The organism is Streptomyces xanthii, from assembly GCF_014621695.1.
GTDB classification, from domain to species: Bacteria; Actinomycetota; Actinomycetes; order Streptomycetales; family Streptomycetaceae; genus Streptomyces; species Streptomyces xanthii.
Genome location: NZ_CP061281.1, coordinates 2,312,385 through 2,331,646 on the forward strand (window position 1 = coordinate 2,312,385; position 19,262 = coordinate 2,331,646).

The following is a 19,262-nucleotide window of genomic DNA, read 5'->3' on the forward strand; positions in this document are numbered from 1 at the left end:
CCCGGTCAGGCCGGCTCACCCTCGCCGGCCTGGTACATCTGCGTGACCTCCGCCGCGCACCGCGCCAGTTCGGCCCGCACCTCCGGCGGTTCGAGGACCTCCACGGCGGTGCCGAACGGGAGCAGGGTGCGGGCGGCGCCCAGGACCCCGTAGGCGAGCCGGACCGTGATCCACTCGGCGTCGGTGTCGGGGTCGGGGTGGTCGAGCAGGGAGTTCGCGCACATGCGCAGGAAGAGGTCGTAGCGACTGCGGTGGACGCGGGCGACGACCTCCAGGCCGCCGGGACGCTGCTCGACGCGCTTCTTCAACACCGCCCATACGTCGGCGAGTTCGACCCCTTTGCGACGGCGCACCGGCGCGTCCGTGACCCGTGCCTCGCGCATGCGGTCGGCGCGGAAGAGGCGGGGCACGCCCCGGCGGTCGGCGATCAGGTACCAGACGCCCGCCTTGGAGACGAGGCCGTACGGGTCGACGGTGTAGGTGCGGAGGGTCTCGGTGCCGCTGTGCCGGTAGCGGATCCGCAGGCGGCGCTCGGTGAACACGGCGTCCTGGAGCGCGCTGACGTCGACCTCGCGGTGCGGCGGGCCCATCCAGCGCGAGGACTCCACGAGGATGCGGCGGCTGGTCAACTCGGCTGCGGGCCGGTGCGGTTCGGGCAGGGCCGCCATCACCTTGCGCAGTGCCGAGCCGAACGCCGCGTCGAGCCCGAGCGCGCTGTGGGCGCCCTGCGCGGCGAGGATGAACAGGGCGCGGGACTCGTCGGCGGTCAGCCCGGTGACATCGGTGCGGTAGCCGGGCAGAAGCGCGATGCCGCCGTGCCGGCCGCGCTCCGCGAACACGGGCACACCGGCCGCGGAGAGGGCCTCGACGTCGCGGTAGATGGTGCGGACCGACACCTCAAGACGCTCGGCGAGTTCGGGGGCGGGGACCCGGCCGCGGGTCTGGAGCAGCAGGAGGATCGAGAGCAGGCGGTCGGACTTCACGTCCTCAGCGTCCCGCAGATCGGCCGGAAATGCTGACGGAACCTGTCAGGTAAGGCGGCCATTCTCCGGGTACTGCCGTTCCTGCCGAGGAGAGATCACCATGGACCCCCGTCCCGCTTTCGAACGCGCCACCGTCCAGGCCGCCCGCCTCGTCGCCGAGGTGAGGCCCGGACAGTACGAAGACCCCACGCCCTGTACGGAGTTCGACGTCCGTCGGCTCGTGTCCCATCTCATCGGTGCGACCCGGCGGTTCGCCGTGCTCGGCGAGGGCGGGGACGCGCTGGCCGTCGAGCCGTTCGCCGACGAGCTCGGGGACCAGGCCTTCGCGGCCGGCTACGAGGACGCGCGGCAGTCCGCGCTCAAGGCCTGGCAGGACGACGCCCGGCTCGACGACGAGGTCACGGTGCCGTGGGGCAGGGTGCCGGGCCGGGCGGCGGTCGCCGGGTACGTCATGGAGACGGTGGCGCACTCCTGGGACCTGTGGGACGCGCTGGGCCGGCCCGGCACGCTCGACCCGGAGCTCGCCGCGATCGCGCTCGGCACCGCCCGGCAGGTCCTGCCGGAGGGCCCCCGGGGTCCCCAGGCCCCGTTCGCCGACGTCACGCCGGTGCCGGAGGGCTCGGGACCGTACGGTGAGCTCGCGGCCTGGCTGGGCCGCGAGCCGGTGGACGTACGGAACCGGGGCTAGGACGCGGCGGGCCTGGTCCGAACGAGAGGCCCAGGCCCGGCTGGTCCTAGCCGAGGCGGACGCGGGCGAGTTGGCGGGACTGGGCCACCAGGCGGTCGGCCGAGTCCCAGACCTCCGCGTCCTCCTCGAGGAAGCCGCCCGCGAGGTTGCGGGTGGTGATGGAGACGCGCAGCGGGCCGGGCGCCGGGCGGGTGCGCACGTGCACCGTCAGCTCGACGGTCGGCACCCAGCCCTTGAGGCCCATCTCGAAGGCGGTCGGCGGCAGCGCGTCCACGGCGAGGAGCAGTGACAGCGGGTCCGCGTCGCGGCCGTCGGCGAGCCCGAACCAGGCCCGCATCTCGCCCTTGCCGGAGGGCGCGCCGAGCGCCCAGCCGAGGGTGGACGGGTCGAGCTTGAGGTCGAGCCGTCCGGTGATCGCGGAACTGCCCGGCACCGGCGGGGCGCCCTCGGGGGCGTCCCCCGCGCCGAAGCACTGGTCGATCGGCGGGAGGGCGGGCGGGGTGGCGGTGGTGCGCACGTCGTCGGGGAGGGCGTCGAGGTCGCCGTAGGAGGCGAGCACGCGGATGCGCTCGACCTCGGTGCCGTCCTCGGCGTACTGGAAGAGGGAGGCCGTACCGGTGGAGAGCGTCCGGCCGGTGCGGACCGTCTCGGTGCGGATCACCGCGGGGCCGGGCGTCGACGCGGTCAGGTAGTGCGCCGAGACCGTGAAGGGGTCGGCGTGCGGCAGCGCGTCCGCGAGGGCGCGGCCGAGCACCGCGAGGAGATAGCCGCCGTTCACGGCGTTGATGATCGTCCAGCCGGCGGAGAGGTCGATGTCGTAGACACCGGGCTCGCGCCGGGTGACCGCGGTGTCGCGGTCGAACTCGCTGTCACCGATGCGCGCCGGGACCGTGCGCTCCTGCGTGGATACTGCGTCTGCCATACCGGCAACGTACAACAGGAACTTACTAAGCGGTAGCTTTCATACGTGAAGCCTTCGTTACACCGCCTCGTCGGACGACCCCGTCAGACGACCTCGTCGGTCACCTCGGTCGTCGACGACCTGCGGTTCCAGGCGCGGGGCGCGCGCCAGTGGTAGCGCATGGCGAGCAGCCGCAGCACGAATGCGGTGACGACCGCGACGCCGCTCGTGACGCTGGTCAGGGCGTCGTAGCGGATGCAGAGGACGACGATGATCGTGCCGACCATGGCGGGCACGGCGTACAGGTCGCGGTCCCAGCGGACCAGCGACGGCACCTCGTTGGCGATGATGTCGCGCAGCACACCGCCGCCGACGGCGGTGGCCACGCCCAGGGCGGCGGACGAGGTGAGGCCGAGGCCGTAGTCGTACGCCTTCGTCGTGCCGGTGACGCAGAACAGGCCGAGGCCCGCCGCGTCGAAGACGTTCACGGCGGTCTGGGTGCGCTCCACCTCGGGGTGCAGGAAGAAGACCAGCGCGGCGGCGATCAGCGGGGTGATGAAGTAGCCCAGGTCGGTGAACGCGGCCGGGGGCACGGCCCCGATGATCAGGTCGCGGAACAGTCCGCCGCCCAGCGCGGTGACCTCGGCGAGTACGGCGATGCCGAAGACGTCCCAGTTCTTGCGGACGGCCATCAGGGCGCCCGAGATGGCGAAGACGAAGATGCCGACGAGGTCGAGCCAATGCTGGACGGACGGGGTGAACAGTTCCTGGATCACGCGACATTCTTACCTGTCACGCCGGAATGATCGCCTCCGGTACCCACGGGACGGGCCGGGGCGGTCGCCGCGTACGGCGTCCGCCCCGGCCCGGACCGGTTCTGGCTACTTCTTCTCGGCGTCCGAGTCGGCCTCGGCAGCCTTCTCCGCAGCCTCCGACTTGGCCTCGGGCTCGGCAGCCTTCTCCGCAGCCTCGGGCTCGGCAGCCTCGGGCTCCGCCTCGGCGGAAGCCTCGCCGGCCGGCTCCTCGGCCGGCTCCTCGGCCGCCTCCGGAACCGAAGGCGCCTCCGGCTCCGGGTCCGCCGGGGCCGGGACCGTCACCACGTCGATCGCCTCCTTGGCGACCGAGAGCAGCTTGGTGTCCTCGGGCGCCTGGTCCTCGGCGTTCTCCGGGTGGTGGCAGGCCACCTGGTGCCCGGTGGCGAGCTGGAGCAGCGGCGGCTCCTTGACCGCGCAGATCTCCGTCGCCTTCCAGCAGCGCGTGTGGAAACGGCAGCCGGAGGGCGGCGAGATCGGCGAGGGCACGTCGCCGCGCAGCAGGATCCGCTCGCTCTTGGCACCGCGCCGCTTCGGGTCGGGCACCGGCACGGCGGACAGCAGCGCCTTGGTGTACGGGTGCATCGGCGTCTTGTACAGGTCGTCGCGGTCGGCGAGCTCGACGATCTTGCCGAGGTACATCACCGCGATCCGGTCCGAGACGTGCCGGATGACCGAGAGGTCGTGCGCGATGATCACGTACGTGAGGCCGAGCTCCTCCTGCAGGTCGTCGAGGAGGTTGACGACCTGGGCCTGGATGGAGACGTCCAGGGCGGAGACGGGCTCGTCCGCGACGACGAGCTTCGGGTTCAGGGCCAGCGCGCGGGCGATGCCGATGCGCTGGCGCTGACCGCCGGAGAACTCGTGCGGGTAGCGGTTGTAGTGCTCGGGGTTGAGGCCGACGACCTCCAGGAGCCGCTGGACCTCCTTCTTGATGCCGCCCTCGGGCTTGACGCCCTGCAGCTTGAAGGGGGCGCCGACGATCGTGCCGATCGTGTGGCGCGGGTTCAGCGACGAGTACGGGTCCTGGAAGACCATCTGCACGTCACGGCGGAGCGGGCGCATGCCGCCGACGCCGAGGTGCGTGATGTCGTGGCCCTCGAACTCGACCTTGCCGCCGGTCGGTTCGAGCAGCCGCGTGATCAGCCGGCCCATCGTCGACTTGCCGCAGCCGGACTCGCCCACGACGCCGAGCGTCTCGCCGGAGCGGACCTCGAAGTCGATGCCGTCGACGGCGTGCACGGCGCCCACCTGGCGCTGCAGCAGCCCCTTGCGGATCGGGAAGTGCTTCTGCAGCCCGGTCACCTTGAGCAGGACCTCGCCGGGGGCGACGTCCTTCTTGGTGCCCTTCTTGGACTGCGTGGCCGTCTTGGTGCCGCCATCGCTCTGCGCAGGAATGCTCACTGCCGCGTCCTTGGAGTTCTCGGTCACAGCTTCGGCGCAATCTCTTCGGTCCAGATACGCTCCCGCTGCTCCTGGCTCATGTGGCAGGCGGCCCAGTGCTGGGAGCCGACCTCGGTCAGCTCCGGACGGACCGTACGGGTGACGTCGTCCTTCGGGATGTCGGCGTACGGGCAGCGCGGGTTGAAGGCGCAGCCGGACGGGACGTTGATCAGCGACGGCGGGGAGCCCTTGACCGGGATCAGCCGCTCCTGCTGGTCGCGGTCGAGCCGCGGCATCGAGCCGAGCAGACCCCAGGTGTAGGGGTGCCGGGGCTCCTCGAACACCTTGAGCGCGGGGCCGCGCTCGACGCAGCGGCCGCCGTACATGACGAGGATGTCGTCGGCGAGTTCGGCGACGACGCCCAGGTCGTGGGTGATGACGATGACCGCGGAGCCGAACTCCTTCTGCAGGTCGCGGATCAGGTCCAGGATCTGCGCCTGGACCGTCACGTCGAGCGCCGTGGTGGGCTCGTCCGCGATGAGCAGCTCGGGGTTGTTGACCAGCGACATCGCGATCATCGCGCGCTGGCGCATACCGCCGGAGAACTCGTGCGGGTAGTTGTCGACCCGCTTGTCCGGCTGCGGGATGCCCACGCGGTCGAGCATCTCGACCGCGCGCCGCTTGGCCGTCTTCTTGTCGACGTCGTGGTGGATCCGGTACGCCTCCACGATCTGCTGCCCGATCGTGTAGTACGGGTGCAGCGCGGAGAGCGGGTCCTGGAAGATCATCGCCATGTCCCGGCCGCGCAGCTTGCGCACGTGGTCGGGGTCGGCGGACAGCAGCTCGGTGCCGTCCAGCCAGATCTCGCCGGATATCTGCGCCTTGCGCTTGCCGTACTGGCCGGCGGTGTGCAGGCCCATGATGCCGAGCGAGGTGACCGACTTGCCGGAGCCGGACTCGCCGACGATGCCGAGGGTGCGGCCCTTCTCCAGCTGGAAGGAGAGCCCGTCCACCGACTTGACGATGCCGTCGTCGGTCGGGAAGTGCACCTTGAGGTCGCGCACTTCCAGGAACGAGGTGGGCGCCGGCGAGCCGGTGTTCACCGGCTCGCTCACGGCGGCGCCGCTCTTGCTGATTCCGGTCATGCGAGCCTCACTCGGGGGTCGATCACGGCGTACAGGATGTCCACCACGAGGTTGGCGAGGAGTACCGCCAGGGAGGTGATGAGGGTGACGCCCAGGATGATGGGCAGGTCCTGCGTGCGGATGGCGTCGAGGACGGCTCGGCCGAGGCCGGGCAGGTTGAACGTCGACTCCGTGAGGATCGCGCCGCCGATCAGGGCGCCGAGGTCCATGCCGAGCATCGTGAGGATGGGCGTCATCGTGGAGCGCATGGCGTGCTTGCCGATGACGACCTGCTCCTTGAGACCCTTCGCGCGGGCGGTGCGGATGTAGTCCTCGCCGAGGATCTCCAGCATGGTGGCGCGGGTGATCCGGGCGTACATCGCCGCGTACAGGAAGGCGAGCGTGATCCAGGGCAGGATCATGCCGCCCAGGTAGCCGCCGACGCTGTCGGTGAAGGGGACGTACTGGGCGTCGATCCAGTCCAGCCCGAACGCGAAGATCGCGAGGCTGAGCAGACCGGTGAAGTAGATCGGGAGGGAGACGCCGGCGAGGGCGATGACCATCGCGCCGCGGTCCCAGAGGCTGCCGCGCTTGAGCGCCGACAGGACACCCGCCGCCAGACCGAAGATCAGCCACAGGACGGCCGCGCCGAGCGCCAGGCCCAGGGTGACCGGGAAGCGGTCGGTGAGGACCGGCCAGACGGCCTGCTCGGTACGGAAGGAGTAGCCGAAGCAAGGGGCGGCGCACTGGGTGACGTCACCGCCGCCGGAGTAGGTGCGGCCGACGAATATGCCCTTGAAGAACTCCCAGACCTGCAAGTAGATCGGGTCGCCGAGCCGAAGCTTCTCCCGCACTCCCTCGATGGCGGCCGGGTCGGCCTGCTTGCCCACGAAGTTCAGTGCGATGTCAGCGCCCGCCCACTTGGGGACGAGGAAGAAGATGCAGAAGACCACCATGACGATGACCACGAGCATCACTGCGGCGGCGAACAACCGCCTGAGGAGATAAGCGAGCACAGCTCTCGGCCCGCCGCGGACCGCGGGCCACCGGATTGTGTCCAGTGGCCCGCGATACCGCCGCGCCGGCCTTCACCTGCCTTTCGTGCCGTTCGGCGGGTGTGCCGGTATCAGTTGCCGGACTTCAGACCGAGGTTGACGAAGTCGTACATGCCGCTGTAGCCGTCGGACGTGTAGACGTTCGCCAGGCGAGAAGAACGGAAGTTGATGAACTTCTCGAAGACGAAGGGCAGGTAGTAGCCGCCCTCCATCACCTTGTGGTTGATCTCCGTGGAGATCTTGGCCTTCTCGGCGTCGTCGAGCGTCTTGACGTACTTGTCGAAGAGGCCGTCGATCGACTTGTCCTTGATGAGCGCGTAGTTGTTGTTACCGCTCGACAGGATGTACTTGCTGTCCCACAGCGGCATGCCGTAGCCCTGGACGGTCGGGAAGTCCGGACCCCAGCCCATGATGATGATGCCGTAGTTCTTCTTCTTCACGTTCGAAGGCGAACCGATGACGCTGCTGCTCTGCGAGCCGTCGTACTGGTCGATCTCGGTCTTGATGCCGATCTTCTTCAGCGACGCCTGCAGGGACTGGGCGGTGGCCACCTCGACGGGCTTGTTGTTGCGCACCGCGATCGTGGTGGAGAAGCCGTTCGGCTTGCCACAGGCCTTGAGCTCTTCCTTGGCCTTGGCGACGTTGCCCTTCTTGTCCGCACCGGCCGCGTTGTACGGGTCGTACTTCTGACCCTCGGCACCGGCGACGGACGGCGGGAGCATGTTGGTGCCGATGTCGCCACCCGCGAGCGGGCCGCCACGGGCGGTCTGCAGCGACTCGTGGTCGGCACCGATGATCACGGCCTTGCGGCAGTGGATGTTGTCGAACGGCTTGACGCTCTGCGGGAAGGCCGCGTAGCGGACGTAGCCGGAGACCGGGTTGTCCAGGTTGCCCTTGTGCTGCTTCAGGGCGGTGGTGCGGCCCTGCGGCGACATGCCGGTCTGGTTCGCGTCCAGGTCCAGGTCACCGTTGAGCAGACGCTGGTCGAGCTGGTTGGCGTCCGAGAAGAACTGGATCGTGATCTTGTTCGGGTACGCCTTGCGGATCGGGTCCGAGGACTGCTTCCACTTGTCGTTGCGCACCAGGGTCAGGTTCTTGCCCGGGCTGTACGACTCGAACTTGTACGGGCCCGAGGAGAACGGGTGCAGACCGTACTTGGCCTTGGTGTCCTTGTCCTGGCGGACCGGGGACGCCGAGGTCAGCGCGAGCATCTCCTCGAAGTCGGAGTTGGCCTCCGGCAGCTTGAAGATGATGGTCTTCTCGTCCGGCGTCTCGATCGCCTTGAGGCCGAGCTTGTCCTTGGCCTTGTCCTTGTACGGACCCTTGTACTCGCCCTTGGGGTCGAGCACGTCCTTCAGGTAGACCGGGCCGCCGGACAGGACGTCCTGCGCCCAGACGCGCTCGATGCCGTACTTGATGTCCTGGGACGTGATCGGCTTGCCGTCCTCCCAGGTCAGGCCGTCACGCAGGGTGTACTCGTAGGTCTTGCCGTCGTCGGAGACCTTGGCGAGACCGGTGGCGAGGTCGGGGGTGACCTCGGCGCCCGCCTTGCCCGGCTCGGTCTTGTTGGTGACGAGCTGACGGCTGTAGTAGCGCGAGAAGTTCCACATGAAGCCGTAGTAGCCGCGCGTGGTGTCCCACGAGTCGGCGTCCTGGGCGCTGCCGAACTTCAGCGTGCCGCCCTTCTTGGCGGCGGAGGCCTGGGCGACCTTGTTGTTGGCCGCGTCGTAGCCGGCAGCGCCGTTCTTCGAGCCGCCGTTGCCGTTGTCGGAGCCGCCGCCGCACGCCGCCGTGGTCAGCAGCGCCGCGACCGCGGCGGCAGCGGCTACAGCCTGCTTGCGCCGCCCTGAGGTGCGTTGGGTAGTCACGATCGAGCATCCTCCGGAGTTGATGAGAGAGACCCGTGTACGAGCCACGGGACGTTTGAGGTACGGCAGTTCAGCGGGACGCCTTCGGGTCCAGCGCGTCCCGCACGCCGTCGCCGAAGAGGTTGAAGGCCAGGACCGTGATGAAGATCGCCACACCGGGGACGATCATGTACATCGGGTCCGACTCGTAGTACTCGACCGCGCTCGAGAGCATCTGCCCCCACGAGGAGGTGGGCGGCTTGACGCCGACACCCAGGAAGCTCAGCGCCGCCTCGGTCAGGATGTTCGTCGGGATCATCATCGTGGTGTAGACGATGATCGGCGCGACCAGGTTGGGCATCAGTTCCTTGAAGAGGATGTAGAGCCGTCCGGCGCCCAGCGAGCGGGCGGCCTCGACGTACTCACGCTCCCTCATCGAAAGGGTCTGACCACGGACCACACGTCCGATGTACGGCCATCCGAAGAAGCCGATGACGAGGATCATCACGAAGACCCGGACGCTCGAACCGGTCAGCCCCAGCAGGTGGTTGGGCATCACCGCGACCAGGGCGATCGTGAAGAGCAGCTGCGGGAAGGCCAGCAGGCCGTCCATGATCCGGCTGATCAGCGAGTCGACCCAGCCGCCGAAGAAGCCGGCCAGGATGCCGAGGACCGTGCCGAGGACGACCGCGACCAGGGCGGACAGGAAGCCGACCAGGAGCGAGACACGGGCACCGAAGATGATGCGGGCGAAGATGTCGCGGCCGTTGACCGGCTCGACGCCCAGCAGGTGCTCCCCGCTCATGCCGCCGAGCGAACCCCGGGGGGTGCCGAACAGCGGGTCGATCAGGTCCTCGTGATACGCGTCCGGGTCCTGGCCCACGAGGTGCGCGATCAGCGGCGCGAACAAGGCGACCAGGATGAGGACCAGCACGACGACACCGCCGGTGAGGGCCAGCTTGTCCCGCTTGAGGCGCTCCCAGGCGATCCGGCCCAGCGAACGTCCCTGGACCTTCTTGGTACCGGTACTCGCTGCCGCCGCCTCTTCGGCCGCGCTGGGGGCCGCCTCGGCGGTCGGCTCATGCAGTGGTGCCGTCATCAGGCAAGGACCCCTCTCAACCGGCGGTAGCCGGCCCGCACTTGCCGCTGTAGCGGCGTGATCAGTCCGTCGTACAAAGAGGCGAAGCCCCTAGGAGAGGGAGTGTTCAACCTGTGCGTGATCTGTTGCCAGACCTGTCGGCGAAAGGATGCCTAACCGTGATGCTGCCTAGGGGGTTCCGTTATCCGAACAGCAGTGAACGGGGTCCGGACGCGGGGCAGTTGGGGCGGAAGTGACGCCAGAGCGGACAATGCACCCAGATCACGAAATCGCCGCTCTGTGCGATCGGGAGGGGTGATCGGAGGGGATCAGGGGTGATCGGGGGGTGGCCGCGGGGTGATCGATCAGTAGGAGGCGCCGTACGGCGGCGGGTAGCCGTAGCCGCCACCGCCGGCGGGAGCCGCGGGCGCGGCGTGGGCCTCGCGGTCGTAGAACGGCCGCGCGTTCGCCCGCAGCCACAGCGCGACCGGGTCGTACTCGTCGGACATCGCGACGGTGGAGACCGGCAGGCCCTCGGGCACCGCCGTGATCGACTGCTGCATCATCCCGCGCACCGCGTCCACCGAGGCCGGGGACGTGTCGTAGACGTCGAGACCGATGGCGAGGTACGGGGCGCCGAGCGCGGGCTGGACCCAGGCGCGGCGCAGGGAGCGGATCGCGGTCGTGCGGTGCGCGTTCTGCGCGAGGACCGCGTAGAACTGCGGGAGCTCGATCGACGGGTCGGACAGACGCAGCGGGCCCGCGGGTTGCCGGTCCAGGCCGCCCGCGATGCGCCGCAGGTCGAGCCAGGGGATGCCGACGCCGCCGCCGGGCGCGTGCGGGTTCAGCCACAGGCCGTAGTGGTCGGGGTACAGGGTGCGGGCCGCGTCGACGCCGCCGACCACCTCGTAGGCCCGCGACCAGCCGGAGGCGGAGAGCTCCTGGGCGGAGGTGACGCAGGGGGCGTACGAGAAGCCGTCGACCTCCATGTTCCCGTACTGGGCGTCGGGGGAACCGGCCTGGCCGTGCCAGAGCAGCATCCAGACCTGGCCGGACGCCGGGTCGGCGAGCGCCTGCAGGAGCGCCTCGTACGCGTCGAAGCGCCCCGGGGTCACCTGGCGCAGCATGTGCTCGACCTGTCCGGCCGCGGCCGTGCCCGACGCACTCACCCGTAACCGCCCCTTCGTGAACGTCCGTGTTCCGCTTCTACCGCTTCGACCGGAGGGCGGCGCGCCGTCCGGTCAGGTCATGAAACCAGCTTAAGCGGCGTTCCTGACACCGACTTGACGGACGGCGTCATCCTTCCCGCACATAGAACGGGCGTACGTGCGTCCGCATCCAGTCGGCGACCGGGTCCTGGGTCACGTCGAGGAAGACCAGATTGACCGGCCAGGCCAGCGGGGCGCGGCCCAGCGCGCGGCCCAGCGCGTCCAGCGGGACGTCCCGGGCGCTGCCCTCCCACTGGCTCAGTTCGACGCCGACGAACAGGGACGGGGCGGCGTCCTCGACCGTGGCCAGGCAGCGACGGGCGCTGAGCACGGTGCCGGCCGCCTCGAACTCCTCCCGGACCGCGGTCAGGAAGTCCACGGGGTCGTCCTGCCAGTCCGGCTCGGACAGCACGACGCGGCCGCCGGTCGACGGGCCGTCCAGCGGGGTGCGGCCGCTGCGGGCCAGCTCCGCCACGGCGGGCGGGGGCAGCGGCAGGCCGACCGCGCCGTCCGGATTCAGGACGATGCCCGCCTGGGGCGGCAGGCCGCGGGCGAAGTCGGCGGCCGGGGCCACGGTGCAGTCCATCCGGCCGCCCGTGACCTGCATGAACTGCTGCTCGGAGGTGAAGACCGGGACGAAGGCCTGACCCTGGATCTCCAGGGTGGGCAGGTCGAGGTCGCGGCTCGCCGTGGTGCCGCCCTTGGGGAGCGGGATCCATATGTGGCTGCGGCCCAGCACCTCGACGATGCGCGGCCCCGTGACCTCGCCGGGCTGACCCACCGCCGCGGCGAGCGCCTCCTCCAGCTCGTTCGCCGGCCAGCCGGTCCCTGCGGGGTGCTCTCGGCCGGGTTCCTGCTGGTCCGGGATCTCGGGGTGCTCCATCGCTGCGCCTTACCTCTGCCTACATGTCGTGCCGCCGCGCAGACGATATCCCGTGCCGGCCCGGTGGGGGCTGGTCGCGCAGTTCCCCGCGCCCCTGAAATGCAGGCGCTGCGCGCCGCATTTCCCCGATGAAGGCTGGACGGCGAAGCCGTTCGCCTTCAGGGGCGCGGGGCTGTGTCCATCAGCGGCTCCGCCGCGGGGCGCGACCAGCCCCCACCGGAGCCACGGACGCCCGCGAGACGGCAAGGTCACCCCCGGAACGCGATCCCGCCGAGCACATCCGTCGCGGCCCGGTCCAGGAGGACCGCCGACGCGACCCCCGCCGGGAGGACCCCGCGCTCGACCTCGGCCACGAGCGACCCGACGGCCCGCCGGTGCCGGGCGAAGGCGTACCGGGACACGCCGCGCCCCCGGTCCCGCTGACCGGCGAGCGCCGTCCCCTCCGGCACGTCGAGCAGCAGCAGATGAACGGAGACCCCGCGCCGGCGTGCCGTCCGCGTCACCCACCTGCGCACCCACGCCTGCGTCCCGCAGTCGTGCACGACGACACTGGCCCCGGACCGCATGGCCCGCCGCAGCCCCGCGTAGTGCGCGATCCGCACCAGCGGCCGGTACACGGCGTACGGCACCCAGCGCGGCACCCGGGCGGCCCAGCGCTCACGGGTGTCCTGGGAGTCGATGCCGATCACGGTGACGGCCCGCCGCATCAGCGTGGACTTTCCGCTGCCGGGCAGCCCCGAGAGCACGACGAGATCCCCCGCCGCGAACGCGATCCGGCGCGGGGTCCGGCCCTCCCGCCCCCGCAGATCCCGCACCGAGCGCTGCCGCGGTATCCGCACCCGCTGCGCCGCCGCGGCCCCTGTCGTCGCGTACGCCGCCGCGACTGCCTTGTGCACCGTGATCGTCCTCCCCGCTCCGGTCACGCCACTCTTGCCCGCCAAGTGTAAAGAGACGGTAATGCCCCACAAGGGGTTTCCCCGTTCGACGGGCATGCAATGATGTGCGCGCAAACTGCATACCGGCCGCTTGAATCCGCGCGGGAGAGTTCCGGGTCACCCCGGACGCCGAAGGAGCAAGTTCCTCCCTTGAATCTCTCAGGCCCCGTACCGCGCGGGCGAGGCAGATCTGAAAAGCGGGCCGCCTTCTGACGTACGGCGGTCCCACCCAAGGTGCAAGCCCCTCGGGGCGAACCTCTCAGGTTCCGATGACAGATGGGGAGGACCTCCTTCGGAGACCTCTTGCCATCGCCGTCACGCCCGGGAGCACCCGCCATGACCCGTACCACCGCCCTCGACGCCCTGCACCGTTCGCTGGGCGCCACGATGACCGACTTCGCCGGCTGGGACATGCCGCTGCGGTACGCCAGCGAGCGTGACGAGCACAACGCGGTGCGCACCGCGGCCGGCCTGTTCGACCTCTCCCACATGGGCGAGATCACGGTCACGGGCCCGCAGGCGGTCGACCTGCTCAACCGCGCGCTCGTCGGCAACATCGGCTCCGTCGGCGTCGGCCGCGCCCGCTACACGATGATCTGTCGCGAGGACGGCGGCATCCTCGACGACCTGATCGTCTACCGCCTCGGCGAGACCGAGTACATGGTCGTCGCCAACGCGGGCAACGCCCAGATCGTGCTCGACGCCCTCACCGAGCGCGCCGCCGGCTTCGACGCCGAGGTCCGCGACGACCGCGACGCGTACGCGCTGATCGCCGTGCAGGGTCCGAACTCCCCCGCCATCGTGAAGTCCGTCACGGACGCCGACCTGGACGGGCTCAAGTACTACGCGGGTCTGCCGGGCACGGTCGCCGGCGTCGAGGCCCTCATCGCGCGCACCGGCTACACGGGCGAGGACGGCTTCGAGCTGTTCGTCGCCCCGGCCGACGCCGAGAAGCTGTGGCAGGCGCTGACCGAGGCGGGCGCCGAGTACGGCCTGGTCCCCTGCGGCCTGTCCTGCCGCGACACGCTGCGCCTGGAGGCGGGCATGCCGCTGTACGGGCACGAGCTGACCACGGACCTCACCCCGTTCGACGCCGGTCTGGGCCGCGTCGTGAAGTTCGAGAAGACCTCGCACGGCGACGACTTCATCGGCCATGACGCGCTGAAGGACGCCGCCGCGAAGGCCGAGGCGAACCCGCCGCGCAAGCTCGTCGGCCTGATCGCCGAGGGCCGCCGGGTGCCGCGCGCCGGCATGGCCGTGGTCGCCGACGGCCAGGTCGTCGGCGAGGTCACCTCCGGCGCCCCGTCGCCCACCCTGGGCAAGCCGATCGCCATCGCCTACGTCGACGCGGCGCACGCCGAGCCCGGCACGGCCGGTGTCGGCGTGGACATCCGCGGCACGCACGAGCCGTACGAGGTCGTCGCGCTCCCGTTCTACAAGCGTCAGAAGTAGTCCCGCCCGATCCCCTCGGGCGTCCTACGCGCCCCTCTGTCACCAGCACCTTCCCGCGTACAGGAGAATTCGCACCATGAGCAACCCCCAGCAGCTGCGTTACAGCAAGGAGCACGAGTGGCTGTCGGCCGTCGAGGACGGCGTCGCCACGGTCGGTATCACGGAGCACGCGGCCAACGCGCTCGGTGACATCGTGTTCGCCCAGCTCCCCGAGGTCGGCGACACCGTCACCGCGGGCGAGAGCTGCGGCGAGCTGGAGTCCACCAAGTCGGTCTCCGACCTGTACTCCCCCGTCACCGGTGAGGTCGTCGCGGCCAACCAGGACGTCGTCGACGACCCGGCCCTGGTGAACTCGGCCCCCTTCGAGGGCGGCTGGCTGTTCAAGGTCCGCGTCTCCGAGGAGCCGTCCGACCTGCTCACCGCCGACGAGTACACCGAGTTCTCCGGGAGCTGACCCCTGATGTCCGTACTGAACCAGTCCCTGCACGAGCTCGACCCGGACGTCGCCGCCGCTGTCGACGCCGAGCTGAAGCGTCAGCAGTCGACCCTGGAGATGATCGCGTCGGAGAACTTCGCTCCGGTCGCCGTCATGGAGGCCCAGGGCTCGGTCCTCACGAACAAGTACGCCGAGGGCTACCCCGGCCGCCGCTACTACGGCGGCTGCGAGCACGTGGATGTCACCGAGCAGATCGCGATCGACCGGGTCAAGGACCTGTTCGGCGCCGAGTACGCCAACGTGCAGCCGCACTCGGGTGCCTCGGCGAACCAGGCGGCCCTGTTCGCGCTGGCCAAGCCCGGTGACACGATCCTGGGTCTGGACCTCGCGCACGGCGGTCACCTCACCCACGGCATGCGCCTGAACTTCTCCGGCAAGCAGTTCGACGTGGTCGCCTACCACGTCGACGACGCCGGTCTGGTCGACATGGCCGAGGTCGAGCGCCTGGCCAAGGAGCACCGCCCGAAGGTGATCATCGCGGGCTGGTCGGCGTACCCGCGTCAGCTGGACTTCGCCGAGTTCCGCCGCATCGCCGACGAGGTCGAGGCGTTCCTGTGGGTCGACATGGCCCACTTCGCCGGTCTCGTCGCGGCCGGGCTGCACCCCAACCCGGTCCCCTACGCCGACGTCGTCACCTCCACGACGCACAAGACCCTCGGCGGTCCCCGCGGCGGCATCATCCTCGCCAAGAAGGACTTCGCGAAGAAGCTCAACTCGTCCGTCTTCCCGGGCTTCCAGGGCGGCCCCCTGGAGCACGTGATCGCGGCCAAGGCGGTCTCCTTCAAGGTCGCCGCGAGCGAGGACTTCAAGGAGCGTCAGCAGCGCACGATCGAGGGTGCCCGCATCCTCGCGGAGCGTCTGACCTCCGAGGACGCCCGCAAGCACGGCGTGAACGTGCTCTCCGGCGGCACCGACGTCCACCTGGTCCTCGTCGACCTGCGCGAGTCCGACCTGGACGGGCAGCAGGCCGAGGACCGCCTCCACGAGGTCGGCATCACGGTCAACCGGAACGCCGTTCCGAACGACCCGCGCCCGCCGATGGTCACCTCGGGTCTGCGCATCGGTACGCCGGCGCTGGCCACGCGCGGTTTCGACGCCGACGACTTCCGTGAGGTCGCCGACGTGATCGCCGAGGCCCTCAAGCCGTCCTACGACGCCACCGCGCTCAAGGCCCGCGTCACCGCGCTCGCCGACAAGCACCCGCTGTACCCCGGCCTGTAAAGATCGCGCCGGAATTTCGTACCCTTCTGTAGGTACGTCCGTTCGGGGCACCGCGCACACTGGACACTGAAGACAGACACCAGCGTGCTCGGTGCCCCGACCGCTGTCCCCCTGCGCACGCTTTCTCTGCACCACCCCGGCAGACAACGGCGTCTACCACCCACCATTGGAGTTCCACCGTGGCCATCTCGGTCTTCGACCTGTTCTCGGTCGGTATCGGCCCGTCCAGCTCCCACACGGTCGGCCCGATGCGCGCTGCCCGTATGTTCGCCCGGCGTCTGAAGAACGAGGGCCTGCTGGCCCACACCGCATCCGTGCGCGCCGAGCTGTACGGGTCCCTGGGCGCGACCGGTCACGGCCACGGCACCCCCAAGGCCGTCCTGCTCGGCCTGGAGGGCGAGTCCCCCCGCACCGTCGACGTCGAGCACGCCGACGAACGCGTCGAGACGATCAAGGAATCCGGGCGGATCAACCTGCTCGGTGCCCACGAGATCGCTTTCTCCTTCGACGACGACCTGATCCTGCACCGCCGCAAGGCCCTGCCCTACCACGCCAACGGCATGACCCTGTGGGCCCGCGACGCCGACGGCACCGAGCTGCTGTCGAAGACGTACTACTCGGTCGGCGGCGGCTTCGTCATCGACGAGGACGCGGTCGAGGGCGCGAACCCGATCGTGCCGGACGACACCGCGCTGAAGTACCCCTTCCGCACCGGCGACGAACTCCTGCGCCTGACCCAGGAGACCGGCCTGTCCATTCCGGCCCTGATGCTGGAGAACGAGAAGGCCTGGCGCACCGAGGACGAGATCCGCTCCGGGCTGCTCGACATCTGGCGTGTCATGCAGGCCTGCGTCTCGCGCGGCATGGCCCACGAGGGCATCCTCCCGGGCGGCCTGAAGGTCCGCCGGCGGGCGGCGGGCTCGGCCCGCAAGCTGCGCGCCGAGGGCGAGCCCCTCGCCCACGCCATGGAGTGGATCACCCTCTACGCGATGGCCGTGAACGAGGAGAACGCCGCCGGCGGCCGCGTCGTCACCGCCCCCACCAACGGCGCCGCCGGCATCATCCCGGCCGTCCTGCACTACTACATGAACTTCGTGCCCGGCGCGGACGAGGACGGCGTGGTCCGGTTCCTGCTCGCCGCGGGTGCGATCGGCATGCTGTTCAAGGAGAACGCCTCGATCTCCGGCGCCGAGGTCGGCTGCCAGGGCGAGGTCGGCTCCGCCTGCTCCATGGCCGCCGGCGCGCTCGCCGAGGTCCTGGGCGGGTCGCCGGAGCAGGTGGAGAACGCGGCCGAGATCGGCATGGAGCACAACCTGGGCCTGACCTGCGACCCGGTCGGCGGTCTCGTCCAGATCCCCTGCATCGAGCGCAACGGCATGGCCGCCGTCAAGGCCGTCACCGCCGCGAAGATGGCGATGCGCGGCGACGGCAGCCACAAGGTCTCCCTCGACAAGGTCATCAAGACCATGAAGGAGACCGGCGCCGACATGAGCGTCAAGTACAAGGAGACCGCCCGCGGCGGCCTCGCCGTCAACATCATCGAATGCTGACGCGGTAGCACACGGAGCCGTACGCGGTCGTACCGAAAGGGCCCTGACCAGCGCGTTCTCGGACGCGCCGGTCAGGGCCCTGCTCCGTCTCCGTTGCCGGTTCAGCCGGCGAAGCGGGCCATCCACTCCTCGACCTCGTCCGCCGAGCGCGGCAGGTCGGCGGACAGGTTCTCGTGGCCGTCGGCGGTGACGAGGAGGTCGTCCTCGATGCGGACGCCGATGCCGCGCCACTCCTCGGGGACGGTCAGGTCGTCGGGCTGGAAGTAGAGGCCCGGTTCGACGGTGAGGACCATGCCGGGTTCGAGGACGCCGTCGACGTAGGTCTCGGTGCGGGCCTGGGCGCAGTCGTGGACGTCCAGGCCCAGCATGTGGCCGGTTCCGGCCATCGTGAAGCGGCGCTGGAGCCCGAGCTCGTAGGCGCGGTCGGCCGGGCCCTCGATGAAGCCCCAGTCGACGAGCCGCTCGGCGAGGTGGCGCTGGGCCGCCTCGTGGAAGTCGCGGTAGGCGGCGCCCGGCTTGACGGCCGCGAAGCCCGCCTCCTGCGCCGCGTACACGGCGTCGTAGACCGTGCGCTGGATGGCGTCGAAGGTGCCGCTGATCGGGAGGGTGCGGGTGACGTCGGCGGTGTAGAGGGTGCGGCCCTCGACGCCGGCGTCGAGGAGCAGCAGGTCGCCGGGGCGCACGGGACCGTCGTTGTCGGACCAGTGCATGATCGTGGCGTGGTCGCCGGCGGCGGCGACGGTGCTGTAGCCGAGGGCGTTGCCTTCCAGGCGGGCGCGGCGGAAGAACGTGCCCTCGATCCAGCGCTCGGACGTCGCGATCGCGCGGGACAGCTCGGAGACGACGTCGGTGAAGCCGCGGACGGTGGCGTCGACGACGGCCCGCATCTCGCCGATCTCCCAGGCGTCCTTGACGGCGCGCAGCTCGGAGAGAGCCTCTTCGAGTTCGGCGTCGCGCTCCGCATCGGTGACGACGGCGGCCTCGAGGGCGGCGTCGACGCCGCGCACGATGCGGGTCGGCACGCCGTTGCCGGCGGCGAGGTCGGCGGCGGCGGTGCGCACGTCGCGGCAGGGCAGCCCGAGGACGCGCTCCGCCTCGGCGAGGGAGGCGCGGCGGCCCGTCCACAGTTCGGCGTGGTAGCCGGACCAGAACTCGTCGTCGGTGCGGCTGTCGCGGGGCAGCTGGTAGCAGTAGGCGTCGTGGCCGCCGTCCGCGCGGGGTTCGAGGACGAGGGCGCCGTCGCGGGCCTGGTCGCCGGTCATGTGGACGTAGGCGGAGTGGGGCCGGAACGGGTAGGTGTCGTCGTTCGAGCGGACCTTCAGGTTCCCGGAGGGGATCACGAGCCGCTCGTGCGGGAAGCGCGCCGAGAGCTCGGACCGGCGCACCGCCGCGTACGGGGCCTGCGGGTCCGCGGTGAGGTCGCGCCGCTCGGTGTCCGCCCAGCCGGTGCGCATGGACGCGGACAGCTCCGCGGAGATCCCTGTGTACAAGCCGTTCTTCCGGCCCACTGTGTCCGCCCTTCGGGGAGTCGACGTGCCGCCGGAGTGCCGGCGGCCCGGCGAAGGTAACTCCGGGCCCAGGCCCGTGGCGCCCGGTGACGCCACTGGCACGGATCGGCCATCCGGCCCGCCGGGGCGGTCCATAAT

At 70.4% G+C, this 19,262-nt stretch carries 17 protein-coding genes and 2 riboswitches; of the genes, 5 read left to right on the forward strand and 12 right to left on the reverse strand.

The features are described 5' to 3' along the window. Positions 1-5: 5 nt before the first annotated feature. Complete coding sequence (locus tag IAG42_RS10425; protein WP_188336739.1) at positions 6-983, reverse strand: helix-turn-helix transcriptional regulator; 978 nt, start codon at positions 981-983, stop codon at positions 6-8. Positions 984-1,083: 100 nt separating this feature from the next. Between IAG42_RS10425 and IAG42_RS10430 the strand changes: the two genes are divergently transcribed. After that, a complete protein-coding gene (locus IAG42_RS10430; protein ID WP_188336740.1) occupies positions 1,084-1,671 on the forward strand; it encodes a TIGR03086 family metal-binding protein in 588 nt (195 codons plus the stop codon). Positions 1,672-1,717: 46 nt separating this feature from the next. On the opposite strand, the gene IAG42_RS10435 is transcribed toward IAG42_RS10430, so the two are convergent. The 10 genes from IAG42_RS10435 to IAG42_RS10480 form a co-directional block, all read right to left on the reverse strand. After that, the gene (locus IAG42_RS10435; RefSeq protein ID WP_188336741.1) at positions 1,718-2,593 is read right to left on the reverse strand and encodes a thioesterase family protein; all 876 of its coding nucleotides are present in this window, start codon (positions 2,591-2,593) and stop codon (positions 1,718-1,720) included. Between the two features lie 83 nt (positions 2,594-2,676). Next, a complete protein-coding gene (locus tag IAG42_RS10440) occupies positions 2,677-3,348 on the reverse strand; it encodes a trimeric intracellular cation channel family protein (protein ID WP_188336742.1) in 672 nt (223 codons plus the stop codon). A 105-nt stretch (positions 3,349-3,453) separates the two neighbouring features. Beyond that, positions 3,454-4,788, reverse strand: a complete 1,335-nt coding sequence (locus IAG42_RS10445; RefSeq protein WP_223205932.1) for an ABC transporter ATP-binding protein — start codon at positions 4,786-4,788, stop codon at positions 3,454-3,456. A 23-nt stretch (positions 4,789-4,811) separates the two neighbouring features. Next, complete coding sequence (locus IAG42_RS10450) at positions 4,812-5,912, reverse strand: ABC transporter ATP-binding protein (protein ID WP_188336744.1); 1,101 nt, start codon at positions 5,910-5,912, stop codon at positions 4,812-4,814. Further along, entirely contained in the window at positions 5,909-6,907 is a 999-nt protein-coding gene (locus tag IAG42_RS10455) for an ABC transporter permease (protein ID WP_188336745.1), read from the reverse strand. The genes IAG42_RS10450 and IAG42_RS10455 overlap by 4 nt, the downstream gene beginning before the upstream one ends. Positions 6,908-7,017: 110 nt before the next feature. Further along, the gene (locus IAG42_RS10460; protein WP_188336746.1) at positions 7,018-8,814 is read right to left on the reverse strand and encodes an ABC transporter substrate-binding protein; all 1,797 of its coding nucleotides are present in this window, start codon (positions 8,812-8,814) and stop codon (positions 7,018-7,020) included. 70 nt (positions 8,815-8,884) lie between these two features. After that, positions 8,885-9,892, reverse strand: a complete 1,008-nt coding sequence (locus IAG42_RS10465; RefSeq protein WP_188336747.1) for an ABC transporter permease — start codon at positions 9,890-9,892, stop codon at positions 8,885-8,887. Between the two features lie 344 nt (positions 9,893-10,236). Next, positions 10,237-11,040 (reverse strand): enhanced serine sensitivity protein SseB C-terminal domain-containing protein, encoded by an 804-nt coding sequence (locus tag IAG42_RS10470; protein ID WP_188336748.1) that lies wholly within the window; start codon positions 11,038-11,040, stop codon positions 10,237-10,239. A 127-nt stretch (positions 11,041-11,167) separates the two neighbouring features. Continuing rightward, on the reverse strand, positions 11,168-11,962 hold the full coding sequence (locus IAG42_RS10475) for an enhanced serine sensitivity protein SseB (protein WP_188336749.1): 795 nt from the start codon (positions 11,960-11,962) through the stop codon (positions 11,168-11,170). A gap of 248 nt (positions 11,963-12,210) precedes the next feature. Continuing rightward, a complete protein-coding gene (locus IAG42_RS10480) occupies positions 12,211-12,864 on the reverse strand; it encodes an AAA family ATPase (protein ID WP_384630108.1) in 654 nt (217 codons plus the stop codon). Positions 12,865-12,989: 125 nt separating this feature from the next. Then, positions 12,990-13,081: riboswitch (glycine riboswitch) on the forward strand. Then, a riboswitch (glycine riboswitch) is annotated at positions 13,082-13,183 on the forward strand. Positions 13,184-13,233: 50 nt separating this feature from the next. Here IAG42_RS10480 and gcvT point away from each other — a divergent pair. The 4 genes from gcvT to IAG42_RS10500 all read left to right on the forward strand — a co-directional run bounded on the left by gcvT (position 13,234) and on the right by IAG42_RS10500 (position 17,616). Then, positions 13,234-14,349: a glycine cleavage system aminomethyltransferase GcvT gene (gene gcvT, locus IAG42_RS10485; protein ID WP_188336751.1), complete on the forward strand. Its 1,116-nt coding sequence runs from the start codon at positions 13,234-13,236 to the stop codon at positions 14,347-14,349. Positions 14,350-14,425: 76 nt separating this feature from the next. Further along, positions 14,426-14,803, forward strand: coding sequence for a glycine cleavage system protein GcvH (gene gcvH / locus IAG42_RS10490; RefSeq protein ID WP_188336752.1), 378 nt, complete (start codon positions 14,426-14,428; stop codon positions 14,801-14,803). Between the two features lie 6 nt (positions 14,804-14,809). Then, on the forward strand, positions 14,810-16,066 hold the full coding sequence (gene glyA / locus IAG42_RS10495) for a serine hydroxymethyltransferase (RefSeq protein ID WP_223205934.1): 1,257 nt from the start codon (positions 14,810-14,812) through the stop codon (positions 16,064-16,066). Between the two features lie 179 nt (positions 16,067-16,245). After that, on the forward strand, positions 16,246-17,616 hold the full coding sequence (locus tag IAG42_RS10500; RefSeq protein ID WP_188336753.1) for an L-serine ammonia-lyase: 1,371 nt from the start codon (positions 16,246-16,248) through the stop codon (positions 17,614-17,616). Between the two features lie 101 nt (positions 17,617-17,717). On the opposite strand, the gene IAG42_RS10505 is transcribed toward IAG42_RS10500, so the two are convergent. After that, the gene (locus IAG42_RS10505) at positions 17,718-19,070 is read right to left on the reverse strand and encodes an aminopeptidase P family protein (protein ID WP_223206378.1); all 1,353 of its coding nucleotides are present in this window, start codon (positions 19,068-19,070) and stop codon (positions 17,718-17,720) included. Between the last annotated feature and the right edge of the window lie 192 nt (positions 19,071-19,262).

What these genes read in the sequence shown, in the direction of transcription:
- IAG42_RS10430 (WP_188336740.1), top strand. Translation starts at nt 1,084, where the DNA reads ATGGACCCCCGTCCCGCTTTCGAACGCGCCACCGTCCAGGCCGCCCGC.
- IAG42_RS10435 (WP_188336741.1), bottom strand. Translation starts at nt 2,593, where the DNA reads ATGGCAGACGCAGTATCCACGCAGGAGCGCACGGTCCCGGCGCGCATC.
- IAG42_RS10450 (WP_188336744.1), bottom strand. Translation starts at nt 5,912, where the DNA reads ATGACCGGAATCAGCAAGAGCGGCGCCGCCGTGAGCGAGCCGGTGAAC.
- IAG42_RS10465 (WP_188336747.1), bottom strand. Translation starts at nt 9,892, where the DNA reads ATGACGGCACCACTGCATGAGCCGACCGCCGAGGCGGCCCCCAGCGCG.
- IAG42_RS10475 (WP_188336749.1), bottom strand. Translation starts at nt 11,962, where the DNA reads ATGGAGCACCCCGAGATCCCGGACCAGCAGGAACCCGGCCGAGAGCAC.
- gcvT (WP_188336751.1), top strand. Translation starts at nt 13,234, where the DNA reads ATGACCCGTACCACCGCCCTCGACGCCCTGCACCGTTCGCTGGGCGCC.
- gcvH (WP_188336752.1), top strand. Translation starts at nt 14,426, where the DNA reads ATGAGCAACCCCCAGCAGCTGCGTTACAGCAAGGAGCACGAGTGGCTG.
- glyA (WP_223205934.1), top strand. Translation starts at nt 14,810, where the DNA reads ATGTCCGTACTGAACCAGTCCCTGCACGAGCTCGACCCGGACGTCGCC.
- IAG42_RS10505 (WP_223206378.1), bottom strand. Translation starts at nt 19,070, where the DNA reads ATGCGCACCGGCTGGGCGGACACCGAGCGGCGCGACCTCACCGCGGAC.